Annotated in this window: 12 protein-coding genes; 5 read left to right on the forward strand and 7 right to left on the reverse strand. The window is 52.7% G+C overall.

Features of this window, described 5'->3' with window-relative positions:
• Positions 1-130: 130 nt before the first annotated feature.
• From FYZ48_RS02770 to FYZ48_RS02780, 3 genes are all read left to right on the forward strand, one after another.
• On the forward strand, positions 131-1,288 hold the full coding sequence (locus FYZ48_RS02770) for a hypothetical protein (RefSeq protein WP_149337309.1): 1,158 nt from the start codon (positions 131-133) through the stop codon (positions 1,286-1,288).
• A 180-nt stretch (positions 1,289-1,468) separates the two neighbouring features.
• On the forward strand, positions 1,469-2,659 hold the full coding sequence (locus FYZ48_RS02775; RefSeq protein ID WP_149337311.1) for a hypothetical protein: 1,191 nt from the start codon (positions 1,469-1,471) through the stop codon (positions 2,657-2,659).
• Between the two features lie 29 nt (positions 2,660-2,688).
• Entirely contained in the window at positions 2,689-4,122 is a 1,434-nt protein-coding gene (locus FYZ48_RS02780) for a sulfatase (RefSeq protein WP_149337313.1), read from the forward strand.
• 8 nt (positions 4,123-4,130) lie between these two features.
• Here the strand turns inward: FYZ48_RS02780 and FYZ48_RS02785 are convergent, their stop codons facing one another.
• From FYZ48_RS02785 to FYZ48_RS02795, 3 genes are all read right to left on the reverse strand, one after another.
• On the reverse strand, positions 4,131-5,540 hold the full coding sequence (locus FYZ48_RS02785; RefSeq protein WP_149337315.1) for a DUF1501 domain-containing protein: 1,410 nt from the start codon (positions 5,538-5,540) through the stop codon (positions 4,131-4,133).
• 286 nt (positions 5,541-5,826) lie between these two features.
• On the reverse strand, positions 5,827-6,783 hold the full coding sequence (locus FYZ48_RS02790; protein WP_145190668.1) for an amidohydrolase family protein: 957 nt from the start codon (positions 6,781-6,783) through the stop codon (positions 5,827-5,829).
• A gap of 97 nt (positions 6,784-6,880) precedes the next feature.
• On the reverse strand, positions 6,881-8,356 hold the full coding sequence (locus tag FYZ48_RS02795) for a sulfatase (protein ID WP_149337318.1): 1,476 nt from the start codon (positions 8,354-8,356) through the stop codon (positions 6,881-6,883).
• Positions 8,357-8,647: 291 nt separating this feature from the next.
• Here FYZ48_RS02795 and FYZ48_RS02800 point away from each other — a divergent pair, with 291 nt between their 5' ends.
• Complete coding sequence (locus FYZ48_RS02800; RefSeq protein ID WP_149337320.1) at positions 8,648-11,194, forward strand: hypothetical protein; 2,547 nt, start codon at positions 8,648-8,650, stop codon at positions 11,192-11,194.
• Positions 11,195-11,208: 14 nt separating this feature from the next.
• Here FYZ48_RS02800 and mntR read toward each other — a convergent pair whose 3' ends face one another.
• The 3 genes from mntR to FYZ48_RS02815 form a co-directional block, all read right to left on the reverse strand.
• Entirely contained in the window at positions 11,209-11,628 is a 420-nt protein-coding gene (mntR, locus tag FYZ48_RS02805) for a manganese-binding transcriptional regulator MntR (protein ID WP_149337322.1), read from the reverse strand.
• Between the two features lie 175 nt (positions 11,629-11,803).
• A complete protein-coding gene (locus FYZ48_RS02810) occupies positions 11,804-12,919 on the reverse strand; it encodes an alpha/beta hydrolase family protein (protein WP_149337324.1) in 1,116 nt (371 codons plus the stop codon).
• Between the two features lie 173 nt (positions 12,920-13,092).
• A complete protein-coding gene (locus FYZ48_RS02815; RefSeq protein ID WP_149337326.1) occupies positions 13,093-14,385 on the reverse strand; it encodes an SMI1/KNR4 family protein in 1,293 nt (430 codons plus the stop codon).
• A gap of 334 nt (positions 14,386-14,719) precedes the next feature.
• Between FYZ48_RS02815 and FYZ48_RS02820 the strand changes: the two genes are divergently transcribed.
• Entirely contained in the window at positions 14,720-14,917 is a 198-nt protein-coding gene (locus tag FYZ48_RS02820; RefSeq protein WP_145043521.1) for a cold-shock protein, read from the forward strand.
• Positions 14,918-15,006: 89 nt separating this feature from the next.
• Here the strand turns inward: FYZ48_RS02820 and FYZ48_RS02825 are convergent, their stop codons facing one another.
• Positions 15,007-16,242, reverse strand: a complete 1,236-nt coding sequence (locus tag FYZ48_RS02825; protein WP_149337328.1) for an aminotransferase class V-fold PLP-dependent enzyme — start codon at positions 16,240-16,242, stop codon at positions 15,007-15,009.
• Between the last annotated feature and the right edge of the window lie 120 nt (positions 16,243-16,362).

A 16,362-nucleotide genomic window follows, 5' to 3' on the forward strand; every position in this document is an offset into this window, starting at 1 on the left:
AGAATCGCTATAAACACTGTTTCCTGTTACAAAGTTGTTGACTCTCAATTCTCAGAAATTACGATTGAATTTCGTTGGAAGGGATGAGGAGCCCCACTATTTCGAGTGACTTTTTTCAGGAATCAGTTTGATGATCAGATCGCAAATCATGAAAGCGGGCCTCAGTGTGGTTACACTGATGTTGCTGCTCTCCAGTGGACCGATGCTTCAGGCCGGCGTGAGCAAAGATGCGGCGAGTAAGTATCTCAAGGATGTGCAGACCGGAAATCCCGGTTTGAAATCGGTGGGAAAAATTACATTCGGACCCGGCGGATTGCTGGTGGTGGCGGACCCTGCGAAAGCGACAATTACAGTTATTGATACTCACGATGCGGGACCTCTACAGAAGCTGGAGAAAAAAGTGCCCCAGATTGATGTCGCCGTAGCGGCCAGCCTGGGCGTCGAACCCGCTCAGATCGACATTGCCGACATGGCCGTCAATTCACAGAGCGGCAAAGTCTATCTCTCCGTCAAACGCACGACCGATAATCAACCGGCGATTCTGGTGATTGACGCGCAGGGGAAGGTGAAGAACTTCGATCTGTCGAATGTCGACTATATCCAGGTCTCACTTCCCGGTGGAGAAAAATCCAAAATTCGCAACATCACCGGCGTCGCACTGGCCAGTGATCGTCTGCTGGCAGCAGCACAGTCGAACGAAGAGTTCGCCAACAAAATTTACTCGATCCCGCTGCCACTGACGCATGGCACCTCGGCCAAAATCTTCAGTGCCGAAACTTATCACGTGGCTCATCGTCGCTGGGAAACCAAGGCCCCGATTCAGTCGTTCGTACCTTATTCGAATAAAGGTAAGAACTATATTGTAGGTGCGTTCGCCTGCACACCGATTGCCAAGTTCCCCCTGGATGAACTGCAGTCCGGCAGCAAGGTCAAAGGAACCAGTGTCGTCGAACTCGGATCGGGTAACCGTCCGCTGGACATGCTGACTTACGAAAGTAACGGCAAGGAATGGCTGTTGACGAACACCTTCCGCTTCCACTGGAAGAAGAGCATGTACGGCCCCAGTAAATGGTGGGGCGTTCGAGTCAACATGGATTACCTCGAAGCAGAGGACATCAATGAGGAAGCGGCTCGCCGCGATGTGAAACAGAAACAGGGGCCCAACGGCATTGAAATCGTCGATCAGCTCTCTGGTGCCGTGCACATCGACAAGCTGCAGAAAAAGGAAATCGTTGTGCTGCGTGACAACGACGGACACCTTGATCTGGAAATTGCCGAGCTGCCATAACCAGTTTGGTTGTTGATCTTCGGGCTCTTTCCGGTTTTTAAATCAACGGGAAAGAGCCTGTTTTTATTCACGAAACAAATGAGCGGCATGGTGCTGGCCACCGGTATCGGAGAACCGCGTGTTTTCGAGATTACCGGCGACTAACGCCGTTCCGCTCACCTCTGCTGGAATGGTGTTGTGATGTCGTTATCAGTCCCAGCTGGAAAACTAATCTCAGTCACGCTGTTTTTGGTGACTGCTTTCAGTCTGGTCGCCCCTGCGCAGGCAACCGGCACACCCGATGACCGTCTGTTTCAACTCAGCTTTGAAGCAGACAAACAGGACCCGCGGCAGTGTCGCGTGGTCGTGACAGCAGCAGATTCCCGACTCTGGACAACGCTCCGTGATGCCTCCGAGGAACAGTACCAGCAGGTCCTGTCGCTGAAGCGGGAAAACAAATCTACTCAAGAGCTGCCCCCCATGCTGGGACGCTATGAACTGCAAGATCAGCGGCTCACCTTTCAGCCTGCATTTCCGCTCGTGAGAGGCGGTCGCTATCAGGCATTCTTTGACGCGCGTGCGTTACAACTGGCTGGGAAAGAGGGAGAACAGCGTCTGCAGAAAACATACGCCATTCCCCTGCCCGAAACAAAACCGCCGCGGGTGCTATCGATCTATCCTTCGGGCAAAGAGCTTCCCGCCAATCATTTGAAGTTTTATATTCAGTTTTCGGAACCGATGCAGCAGGGCGACATCTTCGATTACTTCTCACTCTATAACAAAACTCAGCAGCAACTGGTCCCCCGACCGTTTCGACATACTGAGCTCTGGTCTCCTGATGGAAAACAACTGACACTCTGGTTTCATCCCGGTCGCCAGAAGACGGGCGTGAATCTGAATGTCGAACTGGGGGCGATCTTGAATGCCGGACAGGAGTATGAATTACGGATCAACCCGAAGTGGTCGGCACTCACGGGGCATGCACTGGGACAGGAAGTTAAAAAAACATTCTCAGCGGTCGCCATGGATGAACGTCAGCCAAAACCGGAGTCATGGCAACTGAAAGTTCCGACCTCCGGAGCACGAGCGCCATTGATTTGTGAACTGGGGGAATCACTGGATTACGCCCTGCTGCACAGTCAGCTTCGCATTCAGACGATCAGTGGAAAACCGGTGCCCGGCAAGATCGAACTGGCGGATCACGAATCGGTCTGGAAGTGGACCCCGGAAAAACCCTGGCAGCCGGGCCGCTATCGGCTGGTGATCGGTTCTGTGCTGGAAGATCTCGCGGGCAACAGCCTGCAGCAGCCTTTCGCCGTCGATCTCTCTCAACAGCAGACAGGCTCGAACACGGTAGGGGAATTCGTTACACTCGGGTTTGAAATCAAATAAGCTTTGCTCTTCAAATCTGAGGTTCACCGATGTGTCGCGCGCTCATCTTCCTGATGCTCTGTTGTTGTTCGCTTTCCCTTTCGGCAGCAGAGACGCCGCCGAACATCGTCTTTATTCTGGCCGACGATCTGGGCTGGCGCGATCTGCACTGTTATGGAGGACAGCTCGCTGATACACCCCACCTTGATCAGTTGGCGAAACAGGGTATGAAGTTCACGAATGCGTATTCTCCGGCGCCAATCTGCTCTGCTTCACGGGCCTCAATTCTAACCGGAAAGACACCTGCGAGGCTGCATTTTGAATTCGTCACAAAACCGGCCGGCGTGCAACCGCCCACCCGCCTGATGCAGCCCCCCGCTTACACGCAGGACCTGCCTTTGAAAGAAGTCACACTCGGCGAGATGCTGCAGCAGGCCGATTACGAGACCGGCTTCTTCGGGAAGTGGCACGTGAATGAGCATTATCAACGTTACCTGGGCTGGAGTCCGACACACGGTCCACGTCAGCAGGGATTTCAAAAGGCTGTCGAAACCTTCGGCAGTCATCCCTACGCCAAAAAGTTTGCCTGGAAACCAGGAGACTTTAAAAAGGACGAGTTTCCCCCTGATGCAGTTACAGAGAATGCCATCCGCTTCCTGCAACAGAAACGCAGGCAGCCGTTCTTTCTATATCTCTCTTATTTCCATGTGCATACTCCGGTCAAAGCACCCACCGACTGGCTGATAGAAAAGTATCGGGGCCGCGCTGCAGCCGGTCCGGGAAATCAAAAACTTCGCACGCACTATGGTGCGTTTATTGAAACCCTCGATACCTATGTGGGACAGGTGCTGGACGCGCTGGATCAACAGGGTCTGCGCGATTCCACCCTGATCGTCTTTACGTCCGACAACGGCGGGCATCCCGAGTATGCCGCCAATGGCCCTCTGCGGGGAAGTAAGTGGAACCTGTATGAAGCGGGGATCCGTGTGCCCCTACTAGCCCGCTGGCCCGGGCATGTGAAAGCGGACAGCGTGTGCGAAGTACCGGTCAGCGGGACCGATCTGTTTCCTACTTTTTGTGAAGTCGCAGGGGGAAACTGTGACTCGCTGACGCTCGATGGTCAAAGCCTGGTCCCGCTGCTGGAGGGGAAAGCAGCCGCATGGCAGACGCGACCGCTGACCTGGCATTTTCCGTATTATCATCCGGAAAAAGGGTATGAAACAGCCAAAGAGACGATCGGCGTCAATGATTTCGCGGTAAGCAAAACCCGACCCGTCTCTGCGATTCGCAGTGGAGACTGGAAGCTGTTGCAGTTTTATGAAACGGGAAAACGCGAGCTGTATGATCTAAGCAGCGATCCGGGTGAGCAGCATGATTTAAGCGCCAGCCAGCCGGAGCAGGCTGCGCAACTGGGAATGCAGCTGCAACAGATGCTGCAGGACATGCAGGCCCGTTATCCGACTGCGGCTGCTTCTCAAAAGTGAATCGCGGTTTAACCGAGTTCGGCGATTGGACCAGCAGGGCCTTCGACCAGTGGCGTGGGACGTCCTCCCGGTTTGATCCAGTGTCCGTAAGGATCGATGCCCAGCTTGCTGAACACGGTGGCACCCAGATCGCCTGGCCCCAGACGTCGTTCGGCGATTTCACCACCACGACGATCGGTAGCACCAATCACCTGACCGCCGGGCACACCCGCACCAGCAGCCAGCATCGACATGACGGGAGTCCAGTGACCACGTCCATCGGTTTTGGTGATGACCGGCCCACGACCGAATTCACCCAGAACGAGGACCAGGGTTGAATCGAGCAGGCCGCGTTCTTCCAGATCGCTGATGAGCGTCGTCACGCCATGATCGAACGAGGGAAGCATCGGTTTCAGACCTTTGGTGATTCCGCCCCACTTGACTTCGTCACCGTGATGATCCCAGTGTCCCCAGGCATCACTCATGGTGATGAAGGTGACACCCGCTTCAACGAGACGGCGGGCCAGCAGTGATTTGCGACCGAAAGAGCTGTCACCGTACTTGTCACGGATCTTCTGCGGTTCTTTATTAAGGTCGAATGCGCGGGCAACATTTCCCGACAGAACCATGTCGTATGCTTCCTGTACGTAACGGTCCTGCAGGGCCAGGTCGGATGACATGTCAGCATGTTTTCGCATCTGGTCAAACTGACGGCGGAGTGCATCACGGTCGGTGAGGCGGGAAGATGTGACGCCATCCGGCATGCCGAACTTACCGGCTGCTTTGACGCCGTCTAATGGTTCATAGCGATGTCCCAGATGCCCTGCACCGTAGATGTCGGCTGCCATGCTGTCGGCCAGCGCGACGAAACCGGGCATCCCTGGAACGTTGGGGCCACGGAATTTTGCTGCGACCGAACCCATGGAAGGATAGCCGCCCCCGTCACGGTTGTCGTTGGTTCGACGTGATTTGGGATTCGCTGCCTGGAAGGTAGTGGGTGTGTGATTGCTGGCCGTGGCATCCATCGAGCGAATGATGGCGAACTTGTCCATCATTGCTGCCTGCTTGGGCAGGTGCTCGCAAATTTCAATGCCGCTGACTGAAGTCTGAATCGGATTGAAGGGACCACGAATTTCTTTCGGGGCCTGTGGTTTCAAATCCCAGGTATCAAGCTGACTGGGACCGCCGGACAGCCAGATCATAATCACCGACTTGGCCTGGTACTTTTGGCTGATTTGTGCCTGGGGAGCGGCCTGTGCCTTTTGTCGTAACAGCTCCGGAAGTGACAAACCAGCGAGACCAGCCATGCCTGTCTGCAGGAACCAGCGACGGCTGCCACTGCGAATCAGGTCTGAACCGGGAGCGAAACTGGCAAAACTGCTGCCGCTCTGATGGTGTCTTCCGTGTGTATTTTCTGGGTTGAAGTCTGACTGGGACATCCGAATTCTCCCATTTCAAAATCGAGGATTCGATTATTAATTAGGATTAGATAAAAACTGGTGTGGTAAATAAAAAAACAGCTTTTATCTCATACCCTGTGTGGTGAGTCGCGCTGGCAGGAATATGAAGGTTCTTTAATGATCAGCATACACAAATATGATCGGAAAGAACAGCGCGAAATTCCGCATTAATCTCCAGATTCGCCCGCTGTGTGTCCGTGTGTATACATTCTTCTTGCTCTAATCAGTGTATTCGGCATAAAACGTGGTGGCTGAGGGCCTGATTTCAGGAAAGTTTTAACAGCTTGATTGCGTTTTCACGGCAGATCTTGCTGCGGACCTCGTCGGGCAGAACCAGTTTTTCGAACAGTTCGAACTGGGGAACATGCTGTCCGGGAGCGAGGTAATCGGTGCCGAACATGATTCGGTCCTGACGTCGGATCAGGAATTCCGTTCCGAATTCCATATCACGAGAAATTGAGTTGGCTCCCGAACCCGCGGAGAGATCTCCGTAGATGTTGGGGTAGCGGCTCATCAGATCATCAATCGCACCACCTGGCTCAACTTTCGATTTCGGGTAGCCGCCCAGTGATTTCTGATCGAGCCCGCCGGAAATCGATGCCCACCAGCCGGGACCATGGCCGATGAAGTTCAGTTCGGGAAATGTCTTCAGTGCGTTCTCAAGTCGCTTCAGACCGGGAACATCTTTGCCGCGAATATTATCGATATGGAACAGCAGCGGAATACCGACTTCCTGGCAGGCTTCGTAAACGCGCATCATCAATGGATCATCGAAATTCAGACCGACTTTGTGTTCCCCGAAGCCTTTGGCTCCCTGATCGACCCAGCCCTGGATCATACCGGTGAGCGCTTTGACTGAGCCGGCGTGCGTCGTGCGAGGGTCGACCGAGCAGAAGGGAATCAGACGATCGGGGTGATCTTTGGCAGCCGCCAGCACCGATTCGGTTGTTTGCAGATACTTCGTGGATTCAGGCGAAGTCAAAGGCAGCACCACGGCTTTCTCGACTTCGAATTCATCCATCCAGCTGATTAAGGCTTCAGGTGACAGATTCTTCTTCGGGTCTGTGTAGGTGCCGATGTGCGTGTGGACGTCAATGAACCCGGTGCCCGCTTCGATACTGGGAGCTGCCGCCTGAGCACGGCTGGTCGGCCATTGACCGGCTGCACAACCGAGGCCAGCGAGGAGCAGTGATTTCGAAAAGGCACGTCGGGAAATATTCATCGCTCATTCCTTTGGGGGGATTTTTGAAGGAAGGTTCACAAATTGCTTTCTTCCATTCAAAACAACCCCCGCAGGAATTACAAGAGCGGTTCTGAAATTATTTGGGGACGCGACGTCGGTTTTCGAACTTGATCTGAGTGACCCCTTTGGGATGCACGTTGGCCTGTTCAATGCGTGCATGCAGCTGCTTTGCCAGCTTCGCACGCACTTCTGCCGTCGCTGGATCGCTGGCCAGATTCTTCATTTCTGCAGCATCTGACTGATGATCGTAAAGCTCGACGCCCAGCTTTCCCTTTTCTCCCCATTCGGTATAACGATAACGAGGAGTCCGCAGGCTGTAGCCGTTGGCGTATTGAGTGAATGCCGAATCGCGCGATGCCACGGAGGCGTCTTTCAGAGTGGGAACCTGACTCACCCCGGCCGCCGAAGCGGGGGCTTTCAAGCCGGTCAGATCTGCCAGCGTGGGATAAAAGTCGACCATTTCTGCAGGTGCTTCTGCTGTCTGCCCCTGGGCAAGTACACCCGGGCCGGCGATGATCAGCGGCACATGCGTTGCATTCTCAAACAGCGTTGTTTTCTGCCAGTGTCCGTGCTCACCCATATGATAACCGTGATCGGAAGTGAAAACGACAATCGTGTTCTCTTCCAGCCCGCTCGCTTTCAGTGCTTCCAGAATTTTACCGAGTTGTGCATCAGCAAAGGTGATGGAAGCGTAGTACGCCTGAATTGCCTGGCGGGCCAGATCATCAGGCAGGTTTATCTGAACTTTCTTCCGTCTCACTGACTGCCGGGCCGGCTTGGGAATCGTGTCGAGATAGCCTGCGGGAACCTGTGGGACTTTAATCTGCTCAGTGGGATACTTCTTGAAGTAGTCCTTGGGAGCGACATAAGGTGTGTGTGGACGGTAGAGACCGACCGCCATGAAGAACGGCTGCTTGCTTTTAGCAAACTTCTGCAGCTGTTCGATGGCGATATCCGCGGCAATGCCGTCTGTCTGTTCTGCGTCAGTTCCCTCCGCGGCGAGCCAGCTGAGCATGCCTCCAAAACTACCGGGGGTCAGAGTGAAAATCAGATCCTCATCATCCACATCGCGTCCGCGGGGATTGAAGGTCTGGTTCCAGGAATAAGGGTCATCATGTCCGCCGGTCCCGATATGTTTGGGAACGTTGTAGTGATAGATCTTCCCCACCCGGGTAGCGAAGTAACCGTTGTCACGAAACATCTGCGGAATGGTTTTCACGTTGGGGACGTGTTCGCGGATGTAGATCGCATTGCGATGGACGAGCGTCTGATCGGGGTACATGCCCGTCATGAAGGAGGCCCGACTGGGACCACACAGCGGAAACTGGCAGTAGGCATTCTGAAAGCGAACACCCCGTTTTGCCAGCTGATCGATATTCGGAGACTGGACCTGCGGATGACCGTAGCAGCCCAGATCGCAGTTGAGGTCGTCGCAGATCAGGAACAGAACGTTGGGTCTGCTCTCTTCAGCTGAGACGGCTGATAGAGAATTGAAAAACAGCGCGCTGCAAGCGAAGGCAAACAGCAGAGATCGACCGAGGCTGTGGATCATGAATGTACCCCCAGGGGAATTAGAATTAAGAACCAGTGAATGTGTACACACTCATATCCTAACAGAGTGGAGGCCCTGTTTCAGTAGGGAATACCAGGTTCCATTTGAAGTTTTTGAGGCTCAGACTGACTCGTGAATTTCAGGTAAAACCCGATTTTTTGTTACAGAGATTTATTTCTGTGAATCCCTGTTAATTCTTATTTGTTTACTGCTAAACAGTATTGATTGTCGCTGAACTGGGGTTTAGCCTTACGGGAGCTCATTCTGATACTCTTAAAGGTCGTTTTATTGATGTCTGAGACTACTGTGATCGAATGCCCTAATTGTGGGGCTACGTTTAAAGCCAAATCCAAAGCAGCCCTGGGGAAAAAAGTTGCCTGCCCGAAGTGCCAGGTTCCTTTTGTCATATCCGCCCCATCATCTTCCTCAAAGTCAAAGAAGCCGCAGCAGGCGGCTGCGCAACAGGATGCCTGGGACGACCTCTGGGATGAAGAGGATGATCTGGAAGCCAGCCAGCCACCCCGAGAAAAAGCAAACCGCCCTCGAGGACGATCGGCGAAACGGAATCCGTCTTCAGGAGACTCTCTGAAGTGGATCGGTCTGGCAGCCATCGTGGTGATTGTCGGGGGAGGCATCGGGTTGATTGCCCTCAACTCGGGAGGCTCCGGTGGCTCGTCAGAAAATCTCGCTGCTAAACTGGCAACGACCGGAGCTGCCAATCAGTCTTCAGATAAAGAGGAAGTGTCGGAGACGCTAACGCCCGAACCGACTGAGGCTAAGTCAACTGAACCGGAAACGACAGAGAATGCGAAACCGCAAATGACCGTTGCCAGCTCAACTACTTCGACTTCTGCCATCCCAGAGGCGGATCAGTCCGTGACTGTCGATCCTTCTCTCACTCCCGCGCAGGCGGCTGCGACGCACCTCTTGGTTTTTGAAATTATCAAGCTCGACTCTACGATCACCAACTCGATCAAGAACTCACGTCAGAATAAGGCGCGAATGCTGGATATGCTTTCAAGAAGCACTGCTCAGGTCGTCGACACTCAACTGAAAAAGTCAGATGTGCTGACCTTTATCCCGAGATCGACTCAGGTTGATCTCTCCCGGAATCTACTCAGTCTGCAGGCAGACCCGCGCGCCGCCAGACAGATCGCCGACAGCATCAATAAAAATGCGTCGATCAAAGTACAAATCGCGGAGACTGCCAAAGTGGTGGCACTCGAGCTTCCCGAGGAAGAGGCAGATGAGGAAGGCGTGGATTATGAAGTTAAATATGTGATTGAGGAAATCGACGAATCGATTTCAAAACAGATCGCGGCCAATCCGGTAGCAGGGGAGAGTGTCTTATCTCAGTTGCTGAATCATCAACTGTCTCAGAAGTATCCCGACTACATTGCTGATAGTGTGAAACTTGATCTTGAATATCATGTCATGACCATGCGTATGAAGAGATGTCCGTCTGTTGCATTATATATGGAGATCAACAGTATTCCCTCGATTCCAGTCAAACTGAATCTGATGATCAATAACGTTCGCCAATTGAGAACGCCTGAAAAGATTCAGCCAACACAGCTGACCTATAAGATCAAGAAGTACAAAAAACCTGACAGTTTACAATATTTCCGGAGAGATAATTATGACATGTTCAGAGACAAGATCATCAGCGGACTGTATATTGCCCTGGCAGATGACATTTTCGGTTATGTACCGGGCTCTCTGAGGGTAGATCTGGTTAATGAAACGGTTACCTTTCAGTTTGATCATGAACCGGAAGCAAATCTGGCGCGGCGATTAAATCAGAATTTTTTTAATGATCTCATCCTTTCGGATCAACCCATCAAAACCGGTCCCCCTGAGCCGCCATTCCGCACGCCGGGAAGGCCGATGCGACTCGTTGTACTGCGGGTTATCGAGGCGGATGGTGTGGGAACCGTCTATTTCAGTGACCTTCATCCAGACGAGGTGAAGGCAAAGCTGGCTCAGGATTACGATGATTTGAATCATTATTTGGCTGGTGAAATTGATGGATATATCGCTGATTCTGCTGAAGGCAATCCGCAAGAGATGCTGATTGCGATCCAGCTCGACCAGATTCCGCCACCCGATCTCGCAAAAATGATTAATGCGATCACGCTGTTTGATTATAAAGTTGCCGATGAATTCGTCGCCGTTCATGAAGTGCAGTACGATCCGGAATCATCGGAGAAGACCATGTTCTTCAATTTTACCAATCACAATGAGAAAGCAGCTCAATTCAGACCAGAACGGGTACGTGCCAAAGTAGAAACGGAACTGGCTGATTTACCCCGATACATCCCCGGCTCGCTCCAGATGGATTTTGACAAGGGAACTCTCAGTGTCAGAATGCGAATCGGATTAGATGACAGATGGGAGAAGAATAACGTAATCCATAGTCTGACTAGATTGAATCTGCAATTGAGTTACCTCAATTCCCTGCCTCCGCAAGGGAAAAGTCAGGCTCATCCGAAAGGCATCGGTATTGTCGCGGGTTCAGCTGCAGACAAGGGCCAGGGTTCATCCATGTTGCAACCTGCCGGCCAGCTGGCAAAAGGGAAACACCTGAAAGTGACGATTCAGTACGGACTGTATGCAGGTAAAACGAATATCGTCCGCAGTGCCCGGTCTGCCCTGGATGGATTTACCTGGATTGATCTCACAACATTTCAGGTTGATGAAGCGAAAAAAGAGATTACCTTCGAGACCACCGGGGAGATGAATGTTCCCGCGCTCGATCGCTTGCTGAAACGCCAGAAGTTTTACCAGTGTGTTATCAACAGCGAGGCATTACCCGAACCCGAGGGCTCAGAGGAATAGCTTAAACGGGAAGCTCAATCCTGAGTACCGGCGATGTATTTTTCCATCAGTGCCAGGGTCTCCGGGCTGACATGGTGCTCGATCCCTTCGGTGTCGGTGGCTGCTGTCTCTTCACTGACGCCGAGTGCGACCAGGAAACTGAAGACGATTTCGTGGCGATGTCGCGAGTCTTTCGCGAGCTTCGTCCCCTTACTCGTCAGTTCGACGGGGCTGTAAGGTTCCGTGGTGACATAGCCATCCCGCTGCAGACGACTCACGGTACGGTTCACAGTGACGTGACTGACGGCAAAGTGTTCTGCCAGATCTTTGACCCGGCAGACACCCTGCTCTTCAATGACTTCCGCGATGGCCTCCACATAGTCTTCTGCTTTTTCCGTGGCATGATCCACACGGGTGCGCTCGTGTTGATTCTTCGGTTTCTTTTTTGCGGCCATCCTGTTTTGCCTTTAGGGTTCTGAAGATGTGGAGCCCTATCTTAACGGCCGGAAACCGTTTTTAACAGTCTGGGGCGCGTGAGAAACTGCACTCTCACCCTGTTAAGAAATCAACACCGTGCTGTCCCGATTTATGAACAGGTTCAACCGCGAATTCAGATTCTGTTATGTGGCCTTACAGATGTTTTTCCACAAACGTCCAGGCCGAGGCATCGTTAAATTCGTGTCCCCCTTCGAAAATGACATGCTCGAAACGATCCTGCAGGTTGAGCTGCTCATAATAAGCTTTGGCCCGGGGCGCCAGTTGCTTACCTTTCTCGCGATGCGAGGGCCGATCGGTTGCACCTGCCTGTATCTGTAATGCACGGGGACAGATCAGCGCGACCAGGTCGGCATCATTGAAGAGCGTCATGCGATCCATGAAGCGAAAGTCAGGAGGGACCGAAAGTTCCTCTTCCTCATAGCGGCCCTCCTGAACTCCAAAGTAACAGCTGGAGACCGCCACCTTAATTCGTGGATCGACGGCAGGAGTCACAAGGGCGTAATAGCCGCCGTAGGACAAACCAACCATCCCAATCCGGCTGGCGTCCACTTCGGGACGTTTAATGAGTTCATCAATGGCATAGGTGATCTTGGCAATCTCGACAGCGGTGATACTGGTGCCGATGAGCCGCATGCGGTCGTCAATCTGGCGGCGGATATCTTTGGGAAATTCGTCGGCACGGAACAAGTGCTGTGGGGCATAAACAATATAGCCTCGTTTCACCGCGCCGCGGACCATGTCATTGTAGTTTGCACCACCGTTAAATAACGCAACTTCAGGCGATCCGCCACCGCCGTGCATGGAGATAATCAGCGGGGCTTTCTCTTTGAGGGATTTGGGGAGAATGAAGATTCCCTCGGAATGCACGCCCGGCAAAATCGGGAACATGGCCCGGTAGTAGACGCCGATACTGTCCTCGCCGATCTGTTTGTAGGAAGCTTTTAAATCGGGACGCTTGCCCGGTGGAGGATACCCGATACTCTGACAGAACGCACCGCGGTAAGCCTCTGCGGACTTTGCAAACGCGTCCGCCGATGAATAGTCAGGCCGAAACAGTTTCTTGAATCGACTCTGGTCGGCAGCCATCTTCTGAATATAGGCATCCAGTTCCCGCGCCTGTTCGTTACGGAGCGGATTCGAGTCGGCCACATTCTGATTGAAGTATTCAGACTTTTTTGAATCGGTTTGTCCACAGGCCAGGGTGGGCAGCAGACTGAAGACCAGAGCCAGGGCGGAAACAGCTTTCATGTCACACGGTCCTTTCAGGGCAGGTAATACAGGCGTGGTGCGTTGGTGGATGCTGAGTATGATTCTAACTCAAGAAAGATATCGAGTCTATCAGGCGCTGATAACACGAGCCTACAATCATTGATCAGACATCAACTGGTCGGTAGAGAATAGATCTGACTCTCTACTCTCCTTTAAGGCGTCAGACGGGGAATACCGATTGTCTGACCGTAAGCCTGACAGAGTTGTTCAACGGTTAAGCCATAGGCACGCTGCAGACTGTCCTGCCAGGTGAGGCCTTCCTTGATGCCGTTGAAGAAGAGTTTGAACTGTTCCGGATTGGCTTTCAGCATCAACTGAATGATGGCACTGGCGGAACCGTACTGCCAGCCGTCGAGTCGATCGTTATTGAAGAACTGTCCCCCGAAAGTGTGTGACTGCCTCAAGCGAGATGCTGCTTCGGTCTGGCGAAAGCGGACCTCTTTGGAACTGGGAACGACCATCATCGCGATCCAGTCGGCGATCCCTTCGTTGATCCAGGTGGGAATCGGGACCGTTGATTTGTAACGGTGGATATAGCCGTGTGCGGTTTCATGCACGAGGACCGCTCCAAAGAAGTTGGGGTCGTTACCCCGATAACAGGAGACGATGACCTTACCGTCACCATGGGAGTGGCAGAGACCGATGGCGTTGCCGGTTTCGGTGCGGTTGTAGAATTCCTCTTCGAATTCGAGAAAGGCCTGTTTAGCCAGAAAAGCGACGACCACCGCTTTGCCACGCCAGATATTATGCCCCGGTTTGAAACCGAATGACTGCCCCAGCAGTTCATTCATCTTGTCGAGTTGTACCAGATAGGGGGCAACCTGCTTTGCCGGCATGTCGGTATAAAACAGAAAATACTTCGTTTCATACAGCTGCATGTTGAAGCCGGAAAAATGCGTACCGACTTTCTTCAGGAACTCTTTGTATTCGTCGACGTATTTCAGCTGTTCCTTTTCGGGAATCTCTTCCCAGAACTCTTCGTTTGAGGCACGCAGTTTTTCTGAGATGGCTGCATTCTTGCGACTCATATCTTCTATGGCAGCCGCTTTGAGTGAAGGTAAATACTGGAACTGATAGGTCTTGTCGTCGACTTTCATTTCCACCAGACGCGTGGCGAACAGACGCTTGCCGCGTGTGGCGTTTTCGGTTTTGACCTCCATCGACTTGATGTGGCTCTCATCCCGTCCGGTAAAGAAACGGGTGATTTCAACGTCCACTTCTTCCTTGCCGTTGGATGTCAGCACGTTTGCCTTTTTCCCGACCAGGGAATTCACTTCATCTGCCGAGAGAGCAAATTCCAGAGCAGCAGCTTCCACAGTATTGGAAGGCTTGGCGTTATATCGGGTCGCGCGTTTTTGGGCAATCGCCGGTTGTCCCATCAGCAGCAGAGACAGCGACAATAGCATGACGCGGAAAACAACGGAAACAGGGCGAGGAACCATCATGAGTACTCGCTTTCTGAATTGAGATGAGAAGTGGCATCCTGTTATGGTTATTCTATTTATGGTGTGCCAGCCGGGAACAGCTGTCAAGTAGTGATGTCAGAAAACAGCCTGAATTTAATCAAAATGCGGGCACCCGGCGGGAAAACCAGCTCCTCTGACAGGGGGCGAGGACGGTCTTAACCGGTTTTTTATTTATGCAGGATTATGGGATAATCCTGTTCAGTCTGCTTGTTTTCTGGCTCAGTCGAGGTAGAATCGAGTCTTGCGGCAGAGGAATCTGACCAGTTGTTTCGGCAGGTGCCGCAGTTTTATTTTTGAAGGAAGCTGATATACGATGGCTGAAGGTACAATCAAGAAGGTGACGTCAAAGGGTTTTGGATTTATCGACACTGGATCAGGTAAAGACCTGTTCTTCCACCTGTCCAATCTGGAAGGTGTGTCGTTCGAAGAGCTCTACGAAGGACAGCGCGTCTCCTACACCGAGGGAATGGGCGACAAAGGACCACGGGCGGAGAATGTCAAACCGATCTAGTTCGGAAATGACATCAGGAAACACTGCAGCCGACGTGAACTCGTCGGCTGTTTTTTTATGCGCTCAGAGAAACGACTCGTCGAGTTATTTCAAGTTAGTCGCAGACGCTGACGGGCAAAATCGATGGCCTCAATCAAAGCGTCGATGTCTTCGGTTGTGTTATAGAACGTCAGACTTGCACGCACACTGGCGGGGATCTGCAGTAACTGATGTAACGGCATGGTGCAATGGTGTCCGTGACGCACCGCAATCCCCTTGCGGTCCAGCAGCGTTGCCAAATCTTCAGGATGCGCACCTTCGATATTAAAGCTGAAAATCGCGCCACGTTGTTCCAGTTCCTGTGGGCCATAAATTTCCAGGCCGGGCACGGACTGCAGTCGTTCCATGGCGTACTGGCTGAGCTGATGCTCCTGTTCTGCGATCACGTCAAAGCCGAGTTGATTGACATACTCGATGGCGGTCCCCAACGCGATCGCCTGGGCGATCGCAGGTGTGCCTGCTTCGAAGCGGGCCGGTAGACGGGCCCACTTTGATTCGTCCAGATGCACTTCGGAAATCATATTACCGCCATACAGGAACGGCGGCAGGTTTTCCAGCAGTGCCTTGCGACCATAGAGCACACCGATGCCCGAAGGACCGAAAATCTTGTGACCTGAGAATGCGAGGAAGTCGATCTCGCTTTCAACAACATCGACAGGCAGATGAGGCACGCTCTGGGCGCCATCAACAAAGATGAGTGCACCCGCTGCATGGGCAAGCCGGGCCATCTCCGTGATGGGATTAATCGTTCCCAGAACATTCGACATCCCGGTGACCGCGACCAGCCGGGTTCTGTTCGTCAACAGACCTTGATAGTGTTCGAGATCCAGCCGTCCCTCGGGAGTCAGCTGGATGAACTTCAGCACGGCCCCCTGCTCTTTAGCAATCGCCTGCCAGGGGACGAAGTTCGCGTGATGTTCCATTTCATTCAGGATGATCTCATCGCCTTCCTTGAGGAAATGTCTGCCCCAGGAGTAAGCAACGAGATTGATGGACATCGTAGTGCCGGAGGTGAAAATGATCTCTTCGGGATGTTCTGCCCCAATGAACTTTTGAATGCAGGCACGCGCCGATTCCATTTCGGTCGTCACACGGTCGCCCAGCTGATGCACGCCGCGGTGGACATTCGAGTAATATTGTTCGTAGACTTCCGTAATTTTATCAATGACGACCTGAGGACGCTGGGCTGAGGCACCACTGTCCAGGTAAACCAGCGGTTTCCCGTTGGGAAGGGAACGCTGCAAGATCGGAAAGTCATTTCGGATGGCTGATAGATTGGCGACCATGATTGTTTAAGTCTGGTAGAAGTTTATAGAAAATCGACGTCTCTACAGGAATTCTAACAGGAAACCCTGTAATGAAAAGGCTGTCGCGACAAAGCAGGGCGCAGACCGGATTCTCTTCAG

The organism is Gimesia chilikensis, from assembly GCF_008329715.1.
GTDB classification, from domain to species: Bacteria; Planctomycetota; Planctomycetia; order Planctomycetales; family Planctomycetaceae; genus Gimesia; species Gimesia chilikensis.

Coding starts and splice junctions, on each gene's coding strand:
- FYZ48_RS02770 (WP_149337309.1), top strand. CDS start 131: ATGATCAGATCGCAAATCATGAAAGCGGGCCTCAGTGTGGTTACACTG.
- FYZ48_RS02775 (WP_149337311.1), top strand. CDS start 1,469: ATGTCGTTATCAGTCCCAGCTGGAAAACTAATCTCAGTCACGCTGTTT.
- FYZ48_RS02780 (WP_149337313.1), top strand. CDS start 2,689: ATGTGTCGCGCGCTCATCTTCCTGATGCTCTGTTGTTGTTCGCTTTCC.
- FYZ48_RS02785 (WP_149337315.1), bottom strand. CDS start 5,540: ATGTCCCAGTCAGACTTCAACCCAGAAAATACACACGGAAGACACCAT.
- FYZ48_RS02790 (WP_145190668.1), bottom strand. CDS start 6,783: ATGAATATTTCCCGACGTGCCTTTTCGAAATCACTGCTCCTCGCTGGC.
- FYZ48_RS02795 (WP_149337318.1), bottom strand. CDS start 8,356: ATGATCCACAGCCTCGGTCGATCTCTGCTGTTTGCCTTCGCTTGCAGC.
- FYZ48_RS02800 (WP_149337320.1), top strand. CDS start 8,648: ATGTCTGAGACTACTGTGATCGAATGCCCTAATTGTGGGGCTACGTTT.
- mntR (WP_149337322.1), bottom strand. CDS start 11,628: ATGGCCGCAAAAAAGAAACCGAAGAATCAACACGAGCGCACCCGTGTG.
- FYZ48_RS02810 (WP_149337324.1), bottom strand. CDS start 12,919: ATGAAAGCTGTTTCCGCCCTGGCTCTGGTCTTCAGTCTGCTGCCCACC.
- FYZ48_RS02815 (WP_149337326.1), bottom strand. CDS start 14,385: ATGATGGTTCCTCGCCCTGTTTCCGTTGTTTTCCGCGTCATGCTATTG.
- FYZ48_RS02820 (WP_145043521.1), top strand. CDS start 14,720: ATGGCTGAAGGTACAATCAAGAAGGTGACGTCAAAGGGTTTTGGATTT.
- FYZ48_RS02825 (WP_149337328.1), bottom strand. CDS start 16,242: ATGGTCGCCAATCTATCAGCCATCCGAAATGACTTTCCGATCTTGCAG.